Source organism: Xanthomonas sp. NCPPB 3583 (assembly GCF_041475715.2).
Classification (GTDB): Bacteria; Pseudomonadota; Gammaproteobacteria; order Xanthomonadales; family Xanthomonadaceae; genus Xanthomonas; species Xanthomonas euvesicatoria.
On record NZ_CM191263.1, the window covers coordinates 2625599 to 2643359 of the forward strand.

Sequence of the window (17761 nt, forward strand, 5' to 3'; positions counted from 1 at the left end):
AATCCTTTAGCGACAATAGCTTGCAAGCACGGATGGGCTCAGTGCCACGAAAAATACCATGTGCAGATCATGAGGTTGAACACGGCTTGCACCGTCGGCGTTCACGCTCTTGGTCGGCGATCTCGCCCGGCTCCAATGCTAGCTCGGCATCGGTCATGCGCTCCAGCACGTCGCGTAGGCGGATGGTGCAAGGAATGGGCGGCGGCTCGAACTCGTAGCCGCCGGCGATCATTTCGGCCGCAATTTCCTCGGTGATGAAAAACGGCTCGTCGTCTTGGTGCGGCTTCGTCATGCCCTTTCCTCCTGGCGTTCATCCTGGCCGACAGCGGCCAGCGCATCGGCTTCCGTCAATGCGTCCTCCACGAACGCGCCGTGCTGCTTCGCTTCGGCCTGGCTGACCTCGGCCCATATCCGTTTCACCTGGGCCGCACTGCACCCGGCCAGCTCGGCGGTTTTGTTGATGCTGTGGCCGGACTTGCGCAGCGCGACAACCTGGGCGCGGCGCTTCGGATCAGCACGGCGGCCCTTGTAGCGCCCGGCCTGGCGGGCCAACTCAATGCCTTGGCGCTGGCGTTCGCGCCTGTCCTCGTAGTCGTCGCGGGCCATCTGCAAGGCCAGGCGCAAAAGCATGGTCTGCACGGCTTCCAGCACGATCTTGGCGACGCCCTGGGCCTCGGCCGCCAGGTCGGATAGATCGACCACGCCAGGGACGGCCAGGCGTGCGCCTTTGGCCTGTATCGAGGCCACCAGGCGCTCGGCCTCGGGCAAGGGTAGGCGGCTGATGCGGTCGATCTTCTCGGCAATGACCACCTCACCGGGCTGTAGGTCGCCGATCATGCGCAGCAGCTCGGGCCGGTCGGCGCGTGCGCCGGATGCCTTCTCACGGTAGATGCCGGCGACGTAGTAGCCGGCGGCCTTCGCGGCCGTGATGATCGCCTCTTGGCGTTCCAAGTCCTGCGCGTCGGTGCTGACGCGCAGATAGACCCGCGCCATCATCGGCGCGGCTACTGGCTTCGTCCTGCTCATACTGGCCGGCTCCTTTGGGCATACCTAAATGTGCCTATGTTATCCCGATAGGCTCATTTATGAAACGACGATCTAAACGCGCTGTCGTTTTCAGAAGACGGCTGCACTGAACGTCAGAAGCCGACTGCACTATAGCAGCGGAGGGGTTGGATCCATCAGGCAACGACGGGCTGCTGCCGGCCAATAGCCGACAATGACGACACTGGAAATCCCCGCCTGTGAGCGTCGGCTCAGGGCGGGACAGCGTCATCCAGCTACCTGCGCCACTGACTCAGCCTTGTCCAGCCGGCCGCGCCGCACGAACAGACTGACCAGCCGTTGACGGATCGCCACCTGGAGTTCCGCCAGTTGTTCCGGCGTGATGCGAATTTCACCCGCTCGACGAGCGCAACACCGGCGCCGCCTACGCCAAGAACCGGCGAATCGAACTCAAACTCACGAACCGCTGAGCGCCGCGTCACCGCGCTGCTGCGCCAGCCAGTCGCGCGGGGCGCAGCCCATGCGCACGCGGAAGGCGCGCGCCAGAGCGTTCGGGCTGCCGTAGCCGACGCGGTCGGCCACCACCGCCACCGGCCGCCCCTGCTTGAGCAGGGTGCAACTGACGTTCATCCGCCAGTCGGCCAGATAGTCGCCCGGCGTGACGCCCACCGCGTCCTTGAACGCGGCGGCGAAGCGCGCGCGTGACATGCCCGCCTTCGCCGCCAGCGCCTCGAGCGACCACGCGGTCTGCGGCGCATCGTGCATGGCGGTTATGGCGCGCGCGAGTTTCGGGTCGGCCAGGCCCGCCAGCAGTCCGGTGGCGCCAAGCCGCCCATCCATCAGATAACGCAGCAACTGGATCAGTAGCAACTCGCACAAGCGGTCGATGGCGGCCTGCCGACCGCACTGGTCGCGCTCGGCTTCGGCAAACAGCAACTCTAGCGTCGGCCCGAGGCCGGGCAAGTCCGCCAACGGAATCAGCAGCATCGACGGCAAGGCCATGGCCAACGGATTGCCCGTCGAAGCGCCCAGGTCGACCTCCGCACACAACTGCTCAGCGGTATCGCCGGGGGCGGCGACAAAACGATGCGACGCCACGCGCGGATAAAACAGCAGGCTCGGCTCGGTAACCAGCAGATCTTCATGCACGGGCGAACGCGCCGTAATCGGGCCGCGCCGCACCAGATGGATATAGCCATGCGGCGCCGCGTAATGATGCTGCCCACAGAAGGCGCCGCTGTGAAAAACGCGCGCCGAAAGCGAGTAGTGCCGGAGCAAGCCGGCCAGTCGATCCGCCATTCCACTCTCCATATAAGACGATAGGTTACGTATTTGATACTTTACGTGCCATATCGTACCAAACAAAGGGCGATCATGCCCACGTGCTCTTGCACCTCACCCACTACGGAGATAGACATGACCCAAATCGCCCCCCTGACCATCGACACCGCTGACGCCGCTACCGCTGCCACACTCAAGGCCGTCAAAGCCAAGCTTGGCATGGTGCCGAACCTGTTCGCCACGCTGGCCCACGCGCCGGCGGCGCTCAATGGCTACCTCGGCTTGTCCGAAACGCTGGGCACCGGCCGCCTGAATGCCTCCCAGCGCGAGATCGTTGCGCTCGCTGCCGGTCAAGCCAATCGCTGCCAGTATTGCCTGAGCGCACACACCCTGATCGGCAAAGGTGCCGGACTGTCGGCAGAGGCCATCGCCGCGGCCCGCACCGGCCAGGCGGCCAACGCACTTGACGATGCAATCGCCGGCTTTGCCCGCGCGCTGGTCGAGCAACGCGGCGTGGTGTCGGCCGACGCCATGGCCAACTACCGCCGCGCGGGGCTCGACGACGGCCTGATACTGGAAGTGATCGCCAACGTCGCGCTGAACACGCTCACCAACTACACCAACCACATCGCCGACCCCACGGTGGATTTCCCCGTGGTCGCCGTCTGATCTCCATAGGCATATAAGGAGAACACGATGAAAATCGCACTCACCGGCGCTCTGCTCGCCAGCGCCCTCGTCCTGCCACTGGCCGTCACGGCCGGCGACTAAAGGCCTCGGCCGAGCACTACCGCAAGACCGGCAAGTTCTTGGACGGCGCCACGCTGGTGAAAGAGATCCGCAAGCTCGAAACCAGCGCCATGACCACTGGCAACCCTGTGGTCTGGGGTTCCGATGCGGCCGTGTGGTTCGTGATGGTCAAGGACGCCAAAGGCCGTTTCGCCAGCAACCCCTTGTGGGGCGACGGCTGGGGCTGGGCGCTGTTCAAGGCCGACGCCCCCGCCAAGAATGTCGCCGTCAGCTACGAAGCCGACTGCATGGGCTGCCATGTGCCGGCGGCCAAGACCGACCGCGTATTCATCCAGGGCTATCCGACACTGACCCAGCACTGACTTGCTGCCGGGTTACGCTTCGCGCAGGATGGCACCTCCGTCCTGCGCGAGCCACCCTTTCCGGAAGCGCGCCATGCCGACACTCGACGCCTTTCTGACCGACGTCCGCGCCTGCACGCGCTGCGCACCGCATCTGCCACACGGCGTGCAGCCGGTCTTCCAGTTTCACCCGAGTGCGCCCATCCTCATCGCCGGCCAAGCACCGGGGGCCCGGGTCCATGCCTCAGGCGTGCCCTTCGACGACGCCAGCGGCGCGCGTCTGCGCGCCTGGCTGGGCGTGGACCGCGACACCTTCTACGACCCTACCCGCATCGCCATTCTGCCCATGGGCTTCTGTTATCCGGGCACCGGCAAAAGCGGTGACCTGCCGCTACGCCCGGAGTGCGCCCCCCGCCTGGCGCGAAGCCTTCATGCAGCGTTTCGAGCGCCTGTCGCTGGTCATCGTGCTGGGCAGCTACGCCATGGACTACCACCTCGGTACTGGCAAGACGCCGCTCACCCGGGTGGTCGAAGCCTGGCGCGAGCACTGGCCGCAAGCGTTCCCCCTGCCTCACCCTAGCCCGCGCAACAATCGCTGGCTGGTGCGCAACCCCTGGTTCCAACAAGACGTGCTGCCCGCGCTGCAAGCACGCGTCCAGGCAGTCCTCACCGCCAACCCCAAGGAAACCCCATGACCGACGACACCGCCGCCATTACCGAGCTGCTGCACAAGTACTACGACACCCTGGCCTGGGCGAACGGAGACAGGCACCGGCTTTGGAGCGATGAACGACGGCTTCAGGTGCGGTAGCTGACGCCTGGGACCTCAATCACCGTATGACCGGGTCGAAAGCGGTCCTTTCTCTGACAACATCGCCCTAGCCCGCACTCAACCCCCACAACACATCCAGCACATGTTGCGTAGGCCGCTCGACGTCCCCACCACGGTGGGCAATACCAAGTTGACGCCACAATAAGGGCTGTAATGGCCGCATGACGATCCTGGTATCGGGCAATGGCGTGGAGGCTTCATGCGGCAACAACGTCGCACCATAACCGGCCGCCACTAGGCTTTTGATCGCATCGTTGTAGTTCAGTTGAATACGCGGCGTGGGCTGCCGTCCATCACTGGCGAACCACTCCGAGGTCAAGCGCGAAAGCCGAGTAGTTTTGTCATTCAGAATTAATGGCTGGGCGGCCAGCCAACCGGGGGTCACAACATCCGGGCATTCCCAGCGAGCCGGCAAGAAGGCCATGACCGGGTCCCGCCGCCATGGCTCGATCCGCAATTCCTTCACCGGGGTCTGTGGCAGCGCGACCAGACCGATCTCCAAAGAGCCCTCGGCAAGCTTCTTCAAAGTTTCCTGCGACGTGAGCACCGCGACCTGCACATCGATAGCGGGATGGCGTTGGCCCAACGTCTCCAAAGCTTGCGGCATCAACTGTGCGATGGCCCCTGTGGAGGCACCCAGCCGCACACGCCCGGCCAAGCCCTGCACCTGACGCTCCACGTCCTCAAGCGCCTGCTCCGCATCCGCCAACAGGCGCCGCGCGCGCTCCACCAGCGTTTCTCCAATCGCCGAAGGCTGAATGCGCCCACGTGTGCGCGACAACAGCTTTCCGCCAACCCGCGACTCCAGGTCGGCAATATGCAAACTGACCGTGGGTGGCGCGAGGTGCAGCACACGGGCCGCCTCGGCAAACGAACCCAGGTCGGCAATGGCCACCAACGTGCGCAGACGGTCCAGGCTGATTTCGCGCATGAGTCACTCCTTGTTCAGAAAAGCTGAATTTCATCGTTTAGAAATTCAACTTTTCCTATCTTAGCCCCTCACTGAAGATTGGAACTCCTGATTTCCTATGTCCGAGAGCATTCCATGGCAAGTCCTCTTATATTCATCGACGGCGACCACTCCTCGATCTGATCGAACGGTTTGGCCGGCGGCAGGTTGTCTGCCTGCGGGTCAGCCATGTCCACATCCGGCGGTATGGGCTTGGCCGGTGGCTCCGACGTCTTGAGGTGCTGGCGGCGATCAGCGTCGCGCCGCGCCTTGCGCGTGGCCTTCTGGGCGGTGGTCACGATCTCGCGCATCTGCCCGATCATGCGGAACAGCGCCGACTCGTCCACCTGCTCGCGCCCGAGCTGACGCAATTTGGCCAGCGCCTGGCGTTGTTCCCAGAGGGTGACGGCCGGATGGGACAAGGTGCGGTAGTGGATCTCCAGATAGTGCTGACCTTCCGGTTCCAGTACCCAGATGCGGCTGATGTCGCGCGGATCGCGCCGGATCAGGAAGGCGGGCAAGCGCTCGCGCCGGGCAATCCACGGCTTGAGGGCGTCGGCGTAGTAGTGGATGTGGTCGATGACAAAGCCGGTGCGGGTCAGGGTGCGGCGGATCACCGGCAGGAAATCGACCAAAAACGCGGTGGGGCGGGTAACGACGGCCGGGACGCCAACGCGCTCCACGGCCTCGGCCCAGCGCGCGGCCGGCGGCTGGAGCAGGCCGTTGTGCACGGAGCCGTGATAGGTGCCTACCGCCAACGCGAGCCAGCGCTCCAGCTCGCGCAGCGTCAGGGTGGCCATCTTCTCGGAATCGTACTCGCCGCGCTGGCCGGGATTGGAGAAGGTCGTCCCCGGTAATTCGTCGTGGATCATCTGCATCGCCGTGCCGATGATCCGTTCCACGATGCCGCCGTAGTGCGGCTGGCCTGGTGGGCGATAGTCCAGCCGGATGCCATGCTGTTCGCAGCCACGGCGCAGCGCTTCGCTTTTGAACTCGGCCGCGTTGTCCAGATAGAGCAGCCTGGGCTTGCCGCTCATCGGCCAGTCCATTTCCACATTCAGCCCTTCCAGCCAGGGCCGCTTGTCGCAGGCGGCATGCGCGAGGCATAGGCCGACCGAGACGGCGGACGGCGCTTCCAGCGTGACCACCATGCCGAGTACGCAGCGCGTGAACACGTCGATGGCGAGGGTCAAATATGGGCGGCCAATCGGTTGCCGGTCGCGCTCGTCGACCACGATCAGGTCGATGACGGTGTGGTCGATCTGCACCTGTTCCAGCGGCATGGTGACTTCTGGCGGAATGCCACCCGCGCCTTGCAAGGGACGGGCAGCGTCCTGCCCGCCCCGGCTGCGGGCTATTTTCGCCGGGTGTAGTCCGGCAATCCGCTGGGCCACGGTGTTGCGCGCCGGCACCGGCAGCTTCTGGGTTTTGCACGCCTGCGCGACTTCGCGGTGGAACGCCGCCAGGCTGCGTTTCTGCTTGGTCAGGAAGCGCTTTTGCAGCAGCTCGCGGATGATGCGCTCGACCGGTTCCGGCAAGCGCCCCTTGCCTTTGCCGCCGCCGGATCGGCCGGGCGTCAGGTCTGTTACCAGGCCAGTACCCTGCCGGGCGCGACGGATCAGGACATATACCTGTCGCCGGGACAGGCCCAGCGCTTGGGCTGCCTCATCGGCGGCTTCATGCCCGACCACCTCAAGCGCTGCCAGTGGCCCGATGATTTCCGTCCGGTGCCGGGCTTGCGCCCATGCCTCGTCGGGCAGGGTGGCCACGCCTTGCGCGGCAATCGGTGGAGTGTCTGATGTCATGCCCAAACCTCGCTTTGGTGCACACGAGTATTGAGCATAGTCGAGATTGGTGCAGACGACTCCTGATATTGGGCTGTCAGGAGCCGTATGCACACCAGGCGTTACATCCAGTCAGATGGTGCGGTCGTCTTCTGAAAACGACATAAACGCGCCTAGCTCAATTCGACGACTCAAGTGCGCCGTTGACCTCTCTCAATATTTCGATTATTATTGAAATATGGAAACGTTAAACGCTGTAGCCGCCCTGGCGGCCCTCGCCCAAGAATCGCGCCTCGCGGTGTTCCGGCTGCTCATCCAGGCCGGCCCCGCCGGCATGGCCGCCGGGAAGATCAGCGAAGCGGCCGGCATCCCGCCGTCCTCGCTGTCCTTCCACCTGAAAGAGCTGGCCCACGCCGGCATGGTCACGTCGCGGCAGGAAGGCCGCTTTGTGATCTACGAGGCGAATTTCTCGACGGCCGCCGATCTGGTGGCCTTCCTCACCGAGAACTGCTGCGGGGGCAACCCTTGCATGCCTATCTGCAACCCGGCCTGTGCCACTACCGAAGAGAGGTCATCATGAAACGCCTGCACGTGCATGTGTCAGTCGAAAACCTGGCGGACAGCATCCGCTTCTACTCGGCCCTGTTCGCAGCCGAGCCGAGCATCACCAAGAACGATTACGCCAAATGGATGCTGGACGATCCGCGCGTGAACTTCGCCATCTCGGAGCGCGGCCAAGCCAAGGGCCTCGACCACCTGGGCATCCAGGCCGAGAACGCCGACGAGCTGGCCGAGCTGGGCCAGCGCCTGAAAGCGGCCGACCTGCCGCACCTGGCGCAGCCAGATAGCAACTGCTGCTACGCCAAGTCGGACAAGCATTGGAGCCTCGATCCCAGCGGCATCGCCTGGGAGGCGTTCCACACCCTCGACAGCATCCCGACCTACGGCGAGCACGGCCGTACCGCGACCGAAGCGGCGGCCTCGGGCTGCTGTAGCCCTGTTCAACAACTCACTTCCACCGTGGCCCCGAAAGCCTCGACGTGCTGCTGATTGGAGCCACACATGACCGAAAGAACCTACAACGTCCTCATCCTCTGCACCGGCAATTCGGCCCGCAGCATCATGGCCGAAGCCCTCATCAACACGATGGGGCAAGGCCGCTTCCGCGCCTACAGCGCCGGCAGTCACCCGACCGGCAAGGTCAATCCCTTCGCCATCGAAAAGGTGGAGTCGGTGAAGTACCCGACCGAGAACCTGCGCAGCAAGAGCTGGGACGAGTACGCCACGCCCGACGCGCCGAAGATGGACTTCATCATGGGGTCGTTTGCGGGAGAGGGCGAAATCCTACGCTAAGGCTTTGGCCAACGATATTCTCCGGTAAGATTGATGTGTTCCCAGGGGATAGGAGAAGTCGCTTGATATCTAGTATGACGTCTGTCGCACCTGCTTGATCGCGGCCGCGATAGCTAGATCGCGTTGCTCCTCTTCTCCATCCGCGTTCCAAGCTGCGGAAAGGCACCCATAAGCGTACGCCTGGTCGAGCAGGCGACGCGGATCGACGTCCAGCGCACGAGAGAATGCGTCCGCCATCTGTGCAATGCGTCTAGGATCGAGACAAAGGTCGTCTCTGTCAGCCGGATCGTAGAACATATTGGCGGCGCCAAAGCCCACTTCACCGACCAGACCGACGGGATCTATCACCAGCCAGCCGCGACTGGAGAACATGATGTTTTCATGATGCAGATCGCCATGTAGCCCACGCAGTTCCGAGGCATTGCTCATCATTTGATCGGCTATAATCGCCGCGTGGACGTAGTCAGTTTGACAACCTGCGTTTTGATCATCGCGCGCCCGCTGAAACAAAGCTGCAAAGCGATCCCGGATCGGGAGAAGGGCAGAAGGCAGGGGTTCCTCAGATGCGGCATACAGCTTCGCCATTAGTTCCGCTGCAATTTCGGTCGCCTGGTAGTCGCCGTGCTCGGCAACGATGTGAGAGAGCATTCGCTCCCCGGCATATTCGAGCAACATCAGATTGTTCTCACGACCGAGCAACCGGACTGCTCCCCTCCCATTGCGCCATACCAGATAGTCGGCCCCGCGCAGTTCATCAGCAATGTCTTCTATAGGTTTCAATCCCTTGACGATTGCAGGAGTCCCGTCTGGCAATGAAACTTTCCAAACGAGGCTGGAAAAGGTGTCCGCAATGAGAACAGGTTGCGAAACGTGCCAATGAGCAGGAAAAACAGGCGGCATGAACATCAACCCCAAGTCAGAGGGTCCAATCGCAGATAGAAGGCAAGGCGTTCGCGGTCGGGGGCTTCGATCCCCAATACATTGAATAGGACAGCGAAGGCGCGCTCTGCTTCATCTGGCGCTGCCCAGTTCTCTTCGGCGTTAGCAATCATGAGTGCCAAATCGGCATAGCGATCTGCTGTTCCGAGCCGCCCAAGGTCGATCAGACCCGTGCATTGAAGAGTTTTAGGGTCCACCATGAAGTTCGGCATGCAGGGATCACCATGGCAAACAACCATATCGGTGCGCTCTTGGTCGAGCCGCACCGGTAGCTCTCGTTCGACACGAGCCAAAAGATCGAGCTGCGGCGTACTCTTGTCCTCGTCCGGTAAGAAGTCGGGATTGACGGCATTGCGGGACACCACATCAACGGCGCGTCCGAACATTCGCGACAGCCTGCGCTCAAACGGACATTGATCAACCGATAGGCTGTGAACAGCGCCAAGTTGCTGCCCCATTGACGGCCACGCTTTGAGCAAATCCGCTCCAGACAGATCAGCCGCCGGTACTCCCGGAATTGCCGTTATCACCAAGCATGCACCCTCCTGTTCCTCCTGCCAGTTGATCACCTCGGGGCAAGCCACACCTCGACCTTTGAGCCAAATGAGGCGGTCACGCTCTCCAGCGAGCTCACCGCGGCGGGAAGCAGGTGCGATTTTCGCGAAGGCATGCCCGTCACCACGTCGAAAAACAAAATCACCAGATTCTCCGCCTCTGACAGGCAACCAGTCAGAATGCGATTCACCAAAAAAAATATTAGTTCGATTCAATGGAGGTTCCTTCAGTTTTCTGATGAAGCGCGGAGGTGGCTCAACCTGCGAAAAGAAACGAGTTGCTACGTAAGTCCGAGAACATGCTTTCCATGGTCTCTGAGCTCGCCTTTGGGACCGACATATCGGTAGAGAGTGACGCGCTCGATGCCGAGTTCCTTGCAGAGATCGGAAACTGAAGTATCGCGCTGGGCCATGGCGGCTTGCGCGAGACGCACCTGAGCTTTGGTGAGCGCGAATTTTCGTCCGCCCTTGCGACCGCGCGCTCTCGCGGAGGCGAGACCCGCCATGGTGCGCTCTCGGATCAGATCCCGCTCGAACTCGGCCAAGGTGGCGAAGATTCCGAACACCATGCGACCGGACGCAGTCGTGGTGTCGATCTGAGCGCCCTTTCCAGTCAGAACCCGCAGGCCGATCTTGCGGTCTGACAGCTCCTTCACCGTGTTGACCAGATGGGCAAGCGATCGTCCGAGGCGATCGAGCTTCCAGACCACCAGCACATCGCCGTCACGCAATGACTTGAGGCAGGCAGTCAAGCCAGGGCGATCATCACGACCGCCGGAAGCAAGATCATCATAGATATTGTCCCGTTCGACACCTGCGGCGCGCAAGGCGTCGTGCTGCAGGTCGAGAGACTGCGAGCCATCGGCTTTGGAGACGCGGGCATATCCGATCAGCATGTATCACAAACGTTGGTTTGAGGCGGCGCTTCGGCCACGATTGCATTGACCTCTGGAAATGTATCTCAACCAGCTTCATAAACAAAGCGTCTTGAACGCTATCAGATTTTGAAAAAGGAACATGTATGCCGCGTCGCGTCACTCTAACCGATCGGCAGAAAGACGCGCTGTTGCGCTTGCCGACTTCACAGACGGATTTGCTCAAGCACTATACGCTGAGTGATGAAGACCTTGGGCATATCAGGCTGCGTCGGCGCGCTCACAACAGGTTCGGCTTCGCCCTGCAATTGTGTGTCCTGCGCTATCCCGGCCGGGTGCTGGCTCCAGGCGAACTGATCCCTGCAGAGGTCATCGAATTTATCGGAGCGCAGCTTGGCCTGGGTGCCGACGATCTCGTAGACTATGCTGCCCGCGAGGAAACACGGCACGAGCATCTTGCCGAGTTACGGGGGCTCTACGGCTTCCGCACCTTCTCCGGACGTGGTGCGAGCGAGCTGAAGGAATGGTTGTTCCGAGAAGCCGAGATGGCGGTGTCGAACGAGGATATCGCCCGTCGCTTCGTAGCCGAGTGCCGACGCACCCGCACTGTCCTTCCCGCGACATCCACGATCGAGCGGCTTTGTGCCGCGGCTCTCGTCGATGCCGAGCGACGCATCGAGACGAGGATCGCCAGTCGGCTGCCTATGTCGATCCGAGAACAGTTGCTGGCATTGCTCGAGGAGACGGCTGATGATCGGGTGACCCGTTTTGTGTGGCTGCGCCAGTTCGAGCCTGGCTCGAACTCTTCGTCGGCCAACCGGCTGCTCGACCGGCTCGAATATCTGCAACGCATCGATCTCCCCGAGGATCTGCTTGCCGGCGTTCCTGCCCATCGGGTGACTCGTCTGCGCAGGCAGGGTGAACGGTATTATGCCGACGGCATGCGCGATCTCCCGGAGGACAGGCGGCTTGCGATCTTGGCTGTTTGCGTCTCGGAATGGCAGGCGATGTTGGCCGACGCAGTGGTCGAAACCCACGACATCATCACCGTCTGCGACAACGCCGCCGGCGAAGTCTGCCCGGTGTGGCCAGGTCAGCCGATCTCGGCGCATTGGGGATTTGAAGACCCGGCCGCCGTCGAAGGCACTGACGACGAGAAGCGCCGGGCCTTCGATCAAACCTTCCGGCACATGATGAACCGCGTCCGCCTGTTCGTGAATCTGCCGCTGACGATGCTCGACCACACGGCCATCAAGCGCGAGCTGTCGAACATCGGCAAGACCGAGCAAGAAGCATGAGCGCCGGCGCGCAGGCCGTCGCCGTGAAGCCGCGCCAAGCACCGATGAGCGGCTTCGAGCGTTACCTGACGCTGTGGGTGGCCCTGTGCATCGTCGCCGGCGTTGCGCTCGGCCAGGGCCTGCCTGGCGTGTTCCAGGCCATCGGCCGCATGGAGGTGGCCCAGGTCAATTTGCCGGTCGGCCTGCTGATTTGGGTGATGATCGTCCCGATGCTGGTCAAGATCGACTTCGGGGCGCTGCACCAGGTCAAAGAGCATTGGCGCGGCATCGGCGTCACGCTGTTCGTGAATTGGGCCGTCAAGCCGTTTTCGATGGCTCTGCTCGGGTGGCTGTTCATCCGGCAAGTCTTCGCCCCGTTTCTGCCGGCCGATCAACTGGACAGCTACATCGCGGGCTTGATCTTGCTGGCCGCCGCACCCTGCACGGCTATGGTGTTCGTGTGGAGCCGGCTAACCAATGGCGACCCACTTTTCACGCTCTCGCAAGTGGCCTTGAACGACGCCATCATGATCGTGGCCTTCGCGCCCATCGTCGGCTTGCTCCTGGGCATGTCCTCGATCACGGTGCCCTGGGACACGCTGCTGATTTCGGTCGTGCTCTACATCGTCGTGCCGGTGATCTTGGCGCAGCTCTGGCGGCGTCATCTGCTCAAGCGAGGGCAGGCCGCCTTTGACCGGGCTATGCAGAAGATCGGGCCGTGGTCGATGGCCGCGTTGCTGCTAACGCTGGTTCTGCTGTTCGCCTTCCAAGGCGAGGCCATCATCCGGCAGCCGCTGGTGATCGCCATGCTGGCCGTGCCGATCTTGATTCAAGTGTTCTTCAATTCCGGGTTAGCCTATTGGCTGAACAAGCGGGCCGGGGAAAAGCACTCCATCGCCTGCCCTTCGGCCCTGATCGGTGCCAGCAACTTCTTCGAGCTGGCCGTGGCGGCCGCCATCAGTTTGTTCGGCCTGCACTCCGGCGCGGCCCTGGCAACCGTGGTCGGCGTCCTGGTCGAAGTGCCGGTAATGCTCTTGGTTGTGCGTGTAGTGAATCGCTCGAAGGGCTGGTACGAACGAGGTTGAACATGGGCAAGAAAGAAACTGAGGAAGCGATTGCAGACAGCCGCGCCGGCCGCGTTGCCGGGCGGTTCGGCTCGGTCGATGAGCTGCTGGCTGATCTGAAAGCCGACGACACGCCGGAGAACCTGGAAAACTGGTTGCACGAGAAAGCCGGCCCGACCCATGACGCATTGAAGGCCGACCCGGCCCGCGCCGTCTCGGCTGACCTGGTGCGCCACACGCTCGATGAGCTGCCGGCCCAATGCGACTCTTCGGCCGAGCTAGCCGCACAGGAACGGGAATGGCTGGATGCGCCGGCTGTGGGCCGCGAGCTGCTGACGCCCTACGGCCCCGCCGAGGCGCTGACCACGGCCGAAGCCGTGGCCGCGTTCCTGGCCGACGCCGAAGCTACTGCCGACCCGGCCTACATCGAGCACGCCCGCGAAGTTGCGGCACGTGCGCGGGCCATGCACGGCATCAAATAGCGAAGCTGGCCAGCATCGCCATTTCTGGCGGTGCTGCAGGTGGATCTCATCGCCGGAAATGACGATGCGAGATCCACGCCAAGGGAGAAGTACAGGGCGGCCGTCATCGCCCGATCTGGCGATGCTCGAGCACGCAGTCGCGCATCGTCGCTTCTGACGATGCAGGCCCGGAAACGACAAGGGCGGCCAGTGGCCGCCCTTGCTGTTCTTGGTGCGCGTCTATGCGGCGAGAGACAGCCGCACGGCATCCAGGGCCTCGCGGAAATCGTCCCGCGTCGCCTGGCCCGTCTCGGCCTGGTAGTACAGCACCATGAACATATTGGCGACGGCCTCAGCCATCGGTGAGAGCTGCCGCGCCGCGTCCTGGTCGAGCCAGTCAAGGGACGCGAGCTGCATAGCTGCGTGCTGCACTGCCTGCGTTGCATGGGTAGGATTCAAGGTTGCCATGATTCACCTCTGTGGTAGGTGGGTTGTGGAAGTGTCGGCCGGCCCCACGCCGGCCGGCGCGCTTTATCGCTGTCCGCTGCTGTAGATGCCGGCGGCCTCGGCCAGCGGCGTGTTCCTGTTGCTGCCGCTGTAGCTGTTGCTCGATGGCCTGGCGGCCGGCCTGGTGATCTCGAAGGCAGACGGGGCAGGACGATCAACGAAGGCCGTCACTTCCGCCGCTGCATCAAGCTCGGTTGATTGATCGCCAGGCTGTTCAAATTCCACCGCGGGCTGCTGCGCCTGGTCGAGCGTCAGGCAGTCGAAAAAGCCACTACGTTTCATAGTCACGCCTCCGATTTACCGTGATCGCGGTTGGCGAACGCGGTCACTTCATCATCAGGATCGGCAGCGGCCGAATCGGCCCCTGCAAGGTTGTTTCCGCCGAATGTCGGCACCGACTCGACAGCGGCGGCCTGGTCGCTCTCCGCGCTCGCCCTGATAGCCGCCGCGATCTTCCCGCCGGTGGTGTCTGCGATGCGTTCGACAGCGGCATCGCGGATGCTGGCGGCCTTGGCCTTGGCAACCTCGCCAACGCCTTGCACCAGGTTCGCGCCAGCGTCGGCCGTGACCCGGCCAGCCGTACCGAGCGCCGCAGCGGCCGATGCCAACAAGCCGGGGCCGGTGCTGCCTGGTGCGGCCTGCTGGCCGCCTTGCTGGGCTTTCGTGCTACCGGCTTCGTTACCACCCTTCGAGCTGGAACCTCCATCCGATTTACCGGATTGCTGCCCATTGCGACCACCCGAGCCGCTGGCACCGCTGCCCGAGCTACTGCCGAAACCGGCGGCCTGTGCAAGTGGTGTAGTGGTGCCGGCACCTGAGCTTGAACCACCATCAAAGCCGGCAGCCTGCGCAAACGAGCCGGCATCACTGCCGGAGTCGGAGCCGCCGCCGAGCATGGGCATTCCGCCCGACTCGCCGCCGGCGCTCGACCCCGCATTCTCGAACGCTGCCTTGATCGCCGACATGCCGCCAGCGGCCGAAGCCGCGCCACCCATCACGGCCGCACCGGCCACGCTTGCCGCACCGGCGGCCATGCTCGCCGCACCCATAGCTGCACCGATGGCAGCGCCTGCGCCGAAGTTGCCGATGCCACCCGCGCCACCAATACCCGAGCCGGTAATGATGCCGGCGACCAGAGGGGGAACACGATTGACCAGCATGAGCAGCGCCACGCAGAAAACCAGCATCACGCCCAGCTCTTCAAAGTTCAGCGTACCGGTGTTCATCCTCGCGTAGAAACTGGAAAGCAGGTCGTTCCCGATGCCGACCAGGAGCACCATCGTCATGATCTGCACGGCCACGCCCAGCACGGTCTTGTAGTAGTTGATCGCCATGTCGGACGTCCAACGCGAGCCACCGAAGCCGAGGAAGAAGATGCCGGCGTACATCAACAGCCAGCCCGAGACGAGCAGCAGCAGCATATTCACGGCGACAACTGCCAGCAGGATCAGGATGCCGACGCTCAAGGCCACACCGATGAAGCTATCCACGGGCGACCAGATCGACGAGTTTGTGAATGCCTGCTTCAAGATCATGAAGCCGATATCCACGATGCCCGAGGGTGTCACCGACGCCACCCCGGACGCCTGCTCACCGATCCGGGCCAGTGACTGAATGATCGAGTTGGCGAAGGCCGGGCCGTTGCGCAGCAACCAGAGGAAGAAGCCGAAGAACAGAATGAAGCGGATGAACTCGGCGAAGAACTCGCCAATGTCCGCCTTGCGCAGCGCCATGAAGCCGAACGTGAAAACCAGCGAGATCGTGCCCAACGTCCAGAACAGGAACATGGCGGCATTCATCACCACCGTCTGCCAGGATGTGGCCCGCGTGGCGAACTCCGTCACCACCTGGTCAAGCATCCCCTGGTTGGTGAGCTGGGCCGATGCGGCGGTGGAGTAAAGCGCTAGGGCGACGCCGATCAGCGCCGCCTTGTGCAGTGCTTTCATGGCTTCGCCTCCTTCTGGTCTTTCGGGTCGGCCAGTTCGAGCCAGTTCATGGGCTTCTCGGTCGGCGCGATGCCGCCGGCGGCCGGCGACCGGCGCGAGCACAGCCCGGCGAATTTCTCGCGCGTGCCCCTGTCCTCGATCTTTTTGATCGCCTCGATCTGGCAATTGGTGTCATTGACCTCGGGCATGGGCGGGATGGCCGGCTTGTTATCGCAGCCAGCCACCAGCACCACCACGAGGCCGGCAAGCAGCATCGTTTTCTTCATGGTGCAGAGCCTCCGTCAGCGGGTCAGTTCGAGCCAGTTTCTCGGGCTGGCCGTGCGCTCGATCCTGGATTCCCTGGAAGTCGCGCCGGCGGCCTGCTGTTGCGCCTCAAGGTCGGCCTGGGCCTGCATCCTGGCCGTCGCGGCGTTCTGCTGCGCGATCAGCAAGCCACGGATTTGCAGAAGCTGGTTTGCCTGGTTGGCTGCGAGCTGGTTGGCGAAACCGATGGCCTGCATCTGGCCGGTCGCGCCCTGCGCGGCCGACTGGAGCCGTTCGAGCTGGCGAGCGTCGGCGGTAAGGTTGCGCTGCTGGTGCTCCAGGCCCTTGAAAAGCGCGTCGTTCGCCTTCTTCTGGCTCTCGCTCGCCAGGCGGCGATTTTGCTCCATCGCGGCGCGCTCGGCATCCGAGCACCCGGCGGCCGAGAAGCACGGCGAGCTGCGGTAGTAGCTCACGTCCTGGAACTTGCCCAGGTAGGCGTCGAGGCTGCCGAGCTGGTTCCTGTAGTAGTCCAGCGTGTTGACGGCATTCATCAGGCCGTTGATCGTGGACTGCGCCTGATCCCAGATATAGGCCGCCGGGGCCATCGTGTTTTGCAGCATGTTCTCGTACTGCTGCAATTGGGTCTGGTACTGCTCAATCTGCTTGAGCGTCTGCGCCACCGACTCGATGGCCGTCATGACGTTCTGCACCAGGTTCCCGCCGTCGATGACGGGAATGCCGGCCTGCGCGGGCGTGATGATGATGCTGCCGGCCAGGACGGCGGCGAGTGCGGTTTTAGCCGCTAAAAAGCGATGCTTCTTCATGTCGATAACCCTTTCTGAAAGTGGCTTTCAGGGTCATCGAATAGCTGCGCCACGTAGCTAATCGGTACTTGACCAGGGCGACACCGATGCCCGGCCTTTTGGGTTCATGTCACGGTGTCATTGCATGTCGATGCTTCTATACCCCCTATCGTTGATGATGGCACTGCCCATCAAATTTTTAGCCGCTAAAACGCTCAAGGCTTAGCCCTCGGCTGCACCACCGACTTCATAAGCTGGCTCATTTCGTCCTGGGTGGCCTCAATCCGCCCCAGCAGGGCAAGGATCGTGGCATCGCCGAATCGGGCCGTGCGCGGGTCATCGGTGAGCCATAGCTTGAGCAAGCCGCCCAGCCGGCCAAGGTCGCCGTTCACGCGCACCAGCTCGCGCACGTAGTGGTAGTCCATGACTCCCTTGACCTGGTAGCCCTGCCCTACGTCGCGCAGGTAGCGCGCCACGCTGATTCCCGCCATCTTGGCGTTCGCCTCGATCAGTTCGCGCTCTTCTGGAAGGCAATACACCTTGATCGGCGGGCTGCCCTTCCTGGTAATTTGTTTCTCGTCGCCCATGTGTCCTCCAACCGGCGGCAGCCGGTAGCCTCGCAGAGCAGGATGCCCCGTTGAGCGCCCCCGGCGCGAATAAGGGGAAGTGAAGAAGGACAACCCGCTTGCGGGTGGGCCTACTTCACACATCCTGCCCGCCTTACGGCGTTGTTTTTGCCTCGCATGACTCATCGAATTTCGCGCTGTAAGCGCACCGTCGGTTCGCAACAGCGCGCC

Annotated in this window: 22 protein-coding genes and 2 pseudogenes; 10 read left to right on the forward strand and 14 right to left on the reverse strand. The window is 62.9% G+C overall.

The window, feature by feature from the left end; translation table 11 throughout:
• Positions 1-67: 67 nt before the first annotated feature.
• The 3 genes from ACCQ07_RS11540 to ACCQ07_RS11550 form a co-directional block, all read right to left on the reverse strand.
• Complete coding sequence (locus ACCQ07_RS11540; protein ID WP_023596201.1) at positions 68-292, reverse strand: hypothetical protein; 225 nt, start codon at positions 290-292, stop codon at positions 68-70.
• Positions 289-1026, reverse strand: a complete 738-nt coding sequence (locus ACCQ07_RS11545; protein WP_023596202.1) for a recombinase family protein — start codon at positions 1024-1026, stop codon at positions 289-291. Before ACCQ07_RS11545 ends, ACCQ07_RS11540 begins: the two co-directional genes overlap by 4 nt.
• A 435-nt stretch (positions 1027-1461) precedes the next feature.
• Entirely contained in the window at positions 1462-2304 is an 843-nt protein-coding gene (locus ACCQ07_RS11550; protein ID WP_003830784.1) for a helix-turn-helix transcriptional regulator, read from the reverse strand.
• 117 nt (positions 2305-2421) lie between these two features.
• Here ACCQ07_RS11550 and ACCQ07_RS11555 point away from each other — a divergent pair, with 117 nt between their 5' ends.
• The 4 genes and pseudogenes from ACCQ07_RS11555 to ACCQ07_RS11570 all read left to right on the forward strand — a co-directional run bounded on the left by ACCQ07_RS11555 (position 2422) and on the right by ACCQ07_RS11570 (position 4072).
• On the forward strand, positions 2422-2955 hold the full coding sequence (locus ACCQ07_RS11555) for a carboxymuconolactone decarboxylase family protein (RefSeq protein WP_032437899.1): 534 nt from the start codon (positions 2422-2424) through the stop codon (positions 2953-2955).
• 158 nt (positions 2956-3113) lie between these two features.
• On the forward strand, positions 3114-3398 hold the full coding sequence (locus tag ACCQ07_RS11560) for a cytochrome P460 family protein (RefSeq protein ID WP_229006821.1): 285 nt from the start codon (positions 3114-3116) through the stop codon (positions 3396-3398).
• 73 nt (positions 3399-3471) lie between these two features.
• Positions 3472-3747: pseudogene (locus tag ACCQ07_RS11565) on the forward strand (uracil-DNA glycosylase family protein); the annotation flags it as partial.
• 61 nt (positions 3748-3808) lie between these two features.
• A complete protein-coding gene (locus ACCQ07_RS11570) occupies positions 3809-4072 on the forward strand; it encodes a uracil-DNA glycosylase family protein (protein ID WP_003830781.1) in 264 nt (87 codons plus the stop codon).
• 183 nt (positions 4073-4255) lie between these two features.
• Here the strand turns inward: ACCQ07_RS11570 and ACCQ07_RS11575 are convergent, their stop codons facing one another.
• Together ACCQ07_RS11575 and ACCQ07_RS11580 are read right to left on the reverse strand one after the other, a co-directional pair.
• Complete coding sequence (locus ACCQ07_RS11575) at positions 4256-5140, reverse strand: LysR family transcriptional regulator (RefSeq protein WP_003465017.1); 885 nt, start codon at positions 5138-5140, stop codon at positions 4256-4258.
• Between the two features lie 95 nt (positions 5141-5235).
• Positions 5236-6927, reverse strand: a complete 1692-nt coding sequence (locus tag ACCQ07_RS11580) for a TnsB C-terminal domain-containing protein (RefSeq protein WP_425521872.1) — start codon at positions 6925-6927, stop codon at positions 5236-5238.
• A 253-nt stretch (positions 6928-7180) separates the two neighbouring features.
• On the opposite strand from ACCQ07_RS11580, the gene ACCQ07_RS11585 reads away from it, so the two are divergent.
• Genes ACCQ07_RS11585 through ACCQ07_RS11595 form a run of 3 tightly spaced genes read left to right on the forward strand, consistent with a single transcriptional unit; the run spans position 7181 to position 8295 of the window.
• A complete protein-coding gene (locus ACCQ07_RS11585) occupies positions 7181-7522 on the forward strand; it encodes an ArsR/SmtB family transcription factor (RefSeq protein ID WP_023596205.1) in 342 nt (113 codons plus the stop codon).
• Positions 7519-7992 (forward strand): ArsI/CadI family heavy metal resistance metalloenzyme, encoded by a 474-nt coding sequence (locus ACCQ07_RS11590; RefSeq protein ID WP_023596206.1) that lies wholly within the window; start codon positions 7519-7521, stop codon positions 7990-7992. The genes ACCQ07_RS11585 and ACCQ07_RS11590 overlap by 4 nt, the downstream gene beginning before the upstream one ends.
• A gap of 12 nt (positions 7993-8004) precedes the next feature.
• Positions 8005-8295 carry an arsenate reductase/protein-tyrosine-phosphatase family protein gene (locus ACCQ07_RS11595; RefSeq protein WP_503254631.1) on the forward strand — a complete coding sequence of 97 codons (291 nt, stop codon included), beginning with the start codon at positions 8005-8007 and terminating at the stop codon, positions 8293-8295.
• Positions 8296-8364: 69 nt separating this feature from the next.
• Here ACCQ07_RS11595 and ACCQ07_RS11600 read toward each other — a convergent pair whose 3' ends face one another.
• From ACCQ07_RS11600 to ACCQ07_RS11610, 3 genes are all read right to left on the reverse strand, one after another.
• A complete protein-coding gene (locus tag ACCQ07_RS11600; protein WP_000480968.1) occupies positions 8365-9201 on the reverse strand; it encodes an aminoglycoside O-phosphotransferase APH(6)-Id in 837 nt (278 codons plus the stop codon).
• The gene (aph(3'')-Ib, locus tag ACCQ07_RS11605) at positions 9201-10004 is read right to left on the reverse strand and encodes an aminoglycoside O-phosphotransferase APH(3'')-Ib (RefSeq protein ID WP_001082319.1); all 804 of its coding nucleotides are present in this window, start codon (positions 10002-10004) and stop codon (positions 9201-9203) included. Before aph(3'')-Ib ends, ACCQ07_RS11600 begins: the two co-directional genes overlap by 1 nt.
• A 65-nt stretch (positions 10005-10069) precedes the next feature.
• On the reverse strand, positions 10070-10684 hold the full coding sequence (locus ACCQ07_RS11610) for a recombinase family protein (RefSeq protein ID WP_000904906.1): 615 nt from the start codon (positions 10682-10684) through the stop codon (positions 10070-10072).
• A 125-nt stretch (positions 10685-10809) separates the two neighbouring features.
• Here ACCQ07_RS11610 and ACCQ07_RS11615 point away from each other — a divergent pair.
• The 3 genes and pseudogenes from ACCQ07_RS11615 to ACCQ07_RS11625 all read left to right on the forward strand — a co-directional run.
• Positions 10810-11709: pseudogene (locus tag ACCQ07_RS11615) on the forward strand (DUF4158 domain-containing protein); the annotation flags it as partial.
• A 296-nt stretch (positions 11710-12005) separates the two neighbouring features.
• The gene (arsB, locus tag ACCQ07_RS11620; RefSeq protein ID WP_425477261.1) at positions 12006-13025 is read left to right on the forward strand and encodes an ACR3 family arsenite efflux transporter; all 1020 of its coding nucleotides are present in this window, start codon (positions 12006-12008) and stop codon (positions 13023-13025) included.
• 2 nt (positions 13026-13027) lie between these two features.
• Positions 13028-13486 carry a helix-turn-helix domain-containing protein gene (locus ACCQ07_RS11625; protein ID WP_023596209.1) on the forward strand — a complete coding sequence of 153 codons (459 nt, stop codon included), beginning with the start codon at positions 13028-13030 and terminating at the stop codon, positions 13484-13486.
• 219 nt (positions 13487-13705) lie between these two features.
• Here ACCQ07_RS11625 and ACCQ07_RS11630 read toward each other — a convergent pair whose 3' ends face one another.
• The 6 genes from ACCQ07_RS11630 to traJ all read right to left on the reverse strand — a co-directional run bounded on the left by ACCQ07_RS11630 (position 13706) and on the right by traJ (position 17551).
• Positions 13706-13882 carry a type I toxin-antitoxin system ptaRNA1 family toxin gene (locus tag ACCQ07_RS11630; protein WP_478202453.1) on the reverse strand — a complete coding sequence of 59 codons (177 nt, stop codon included), beginning with the start codon at positions 13880-13882 and terminating at the stop codon, positions 13706-13708.
• Positions 13883-13996: 114 nt separating this feature from the next.
• On the reverse strand, positions 13997-14254 hold the full coding sequence (locus ACCQ07_RS11635) for a hypothetical protein (protein WP_023596211.1): 258 nt from the start codon (positions 14252-14254) through the stop codon (positions 13997-13999).
• Positions 14255-14256: 2 nt separating this feature from the next.
• Positions 14257-15918, reverse strand: coding sequence for a P-type conjugative transfer protein TrbL (trbL, locus tag ACCQ07_RS11640; protein ID WP_023596212.1), 1662 nt, complete (start codon positions 15916-15918; stop codon positions 14257-14259).
• On the reverse strand, positions 15915-16184 hold the full coding sequence (trbK, locus tag ACCQ07_RS11645) for an entry exclusion lipoprotein TrbK (protein ID WP_023596213.1): 270 nt from the start codon (positions 16182-16184) through the stop codon (positions 15915-15917). The genes trbL and trbK overlap by 4 nt, the downstream gene beginning before the upstream one ends.
• A gap of 15 nt (positions 16185-16199) precedes the next feature.
• Positions 16200-16985, reverse strand: coding sequence for a P-type conjugative transfer protein TrbJ (gene trbJ / locus ACCQ07_RS11650; RefSeq protein WP_023596214.1), 786 nt, complete (start codon positions 16983-16985; stop codon positions 16200-16202).
• Positions 16986-17179: 194 nt separating this feature from the next.
• Entirely contained in the window at positions 17180-17551 is a 372-nt protein-coding gene (gene traJ, locus ACCQ07_RS11655) for a conjugal transfer transcriptional regulator TraJ (RefSeq protein ID WP_023596215.1), read from the reverse strand.
• Between the last annotated feature and the right edge of the window lie 210 nt (positions 17552-17761).

Coding starts and splice junctions, on each gene's coding strand:
- ACCQ07_RS11540 (WP_023596201.1), bottom strand. CDS start 292: ATGACGAAGCCGCACCAAGACGACGAGCCGTTTTTCATCACCGAGGAA.
- ACCQ07_RS11545 (WP_023596202.1), bottom strand. CDS start 1,026: ATGAGCAGGACGAAGCCAGTAGCCGCGCCGATGATGGCGCGGGTCTAT.
- ACCQ07_RS11550 (WP_003830784.1), bottom strand. CDS start 2,304: ATGGCGGATCGACTGGCCGGCTTGCTCCGGCACTACTCGCTTTCGGCG.
- ACCQ07_RS11555 (WP_032437899.1), top strand. CDS start 2,422: ATGACCCAAATCGCCCCCCTGACCATCGACACCGCTGACGCCGCTACC.
- ACCQ07_RS11570 (WP_003830781.1), top strand. CDS start 3,809: ATGCAGCGTTTCGAGCGCCTGTCGCTGGTCATCGTGCTGGGCAGCTAC.
- ACCQ07_RS11575 (WP_003465017.1), bottom strand. CDS start 5,140: ATGCGCGAAATCAGCCTGGACCGTCTGCGCACGTTGGTGGCCATTGCC.
- ACCQ07_RS11585 (WP_023596205.1), top strand. CDS start 7,181: ATGGAAACGTTAAACGCTGTAGCCGCCCTGGCGGCCCTCGCCCAAGAA.
- ACCQ07_RS11590 (WP_023596206.1), top strand. CDS start 7,519: ATGAAACGCCTGCACGTGCATGTGTCAGTCGAAAACCTGGCGGACAGC.
- ACCQ07_RS11595 (WP_503254631.1), top strand. CDS start 8,005: ATGACCGAAAGAACCTACAACGTCCTCATCCTCTGCACCGGCAATTCG.
- ACCQ07_RS11600 (WP_000480968.1), bottom strand. CDS start 9,201: ATGTTCATGCCGCCTGTTTTTCCTGCTCATTGGCACGTTTCGCAACCT.
- ACCQ07_RS11610 (WP_000904906.1), bottom strand. CDS start 10,684: ATGCTGATCGGATATGCCCGCGTCTCCAAAGCCGATGGCTCGCAGTCT.
- arsB (WP_425477261.1), top strand. CDS start 12,006: ATGAGCGGCTTCGAGCGTTACCTGACGCTGTGGGTGGCCCTGTGCATC.
- ACCQ07_RS11625 (WP_023596209.1), top strand. CDS start 13,028: ATGGGCAAGAAAGAAACTGAGGAAGCGATTGCAGACAGCCGCGCCGGC.
- ACCQ07_RS11630 (WP_478202453.1), bottom strand. CDS start 13,882: ATGCAGCTCGCGTCCCTTGACTGGCTCGACCAGGACGCGGCGCGGCAG.
- ACCQ07_RS11635 (WP_023596211.1), bottom strand. CDS start 14,254: ATGAAACGTAGTGGCTTTTTCGACTGCCTGACGCTCGACCAGGCGCAG.
- trbL (WP_023596212.1), bottom strand. CDS start 15,918: ATGAAAGCACTGCACAAGGCGGCGCTGATCGGCGTCGCCCTAGCGCTT.
- trbK (WP_023596213.1), bottom strand. CDS start 16,184: ATGAAGAAAACGATGCTGCTTGCCGGCCTCGTGGTGGTGCTGGTGGCT.
- trbJ (WP_023596214.1), bottom strand. CDS start 16,985: ATGAAGAAGCATCGCTTTTTAGCGGCTAAAACCGCACTCGCCGCCGTC.
- traJ (WP_023596215.1), bottom strand. CDS start 17,551: ATGGGCGACGAGAAACAAATTACCAGGAAGGGCAGCCCGCCGATCAAG.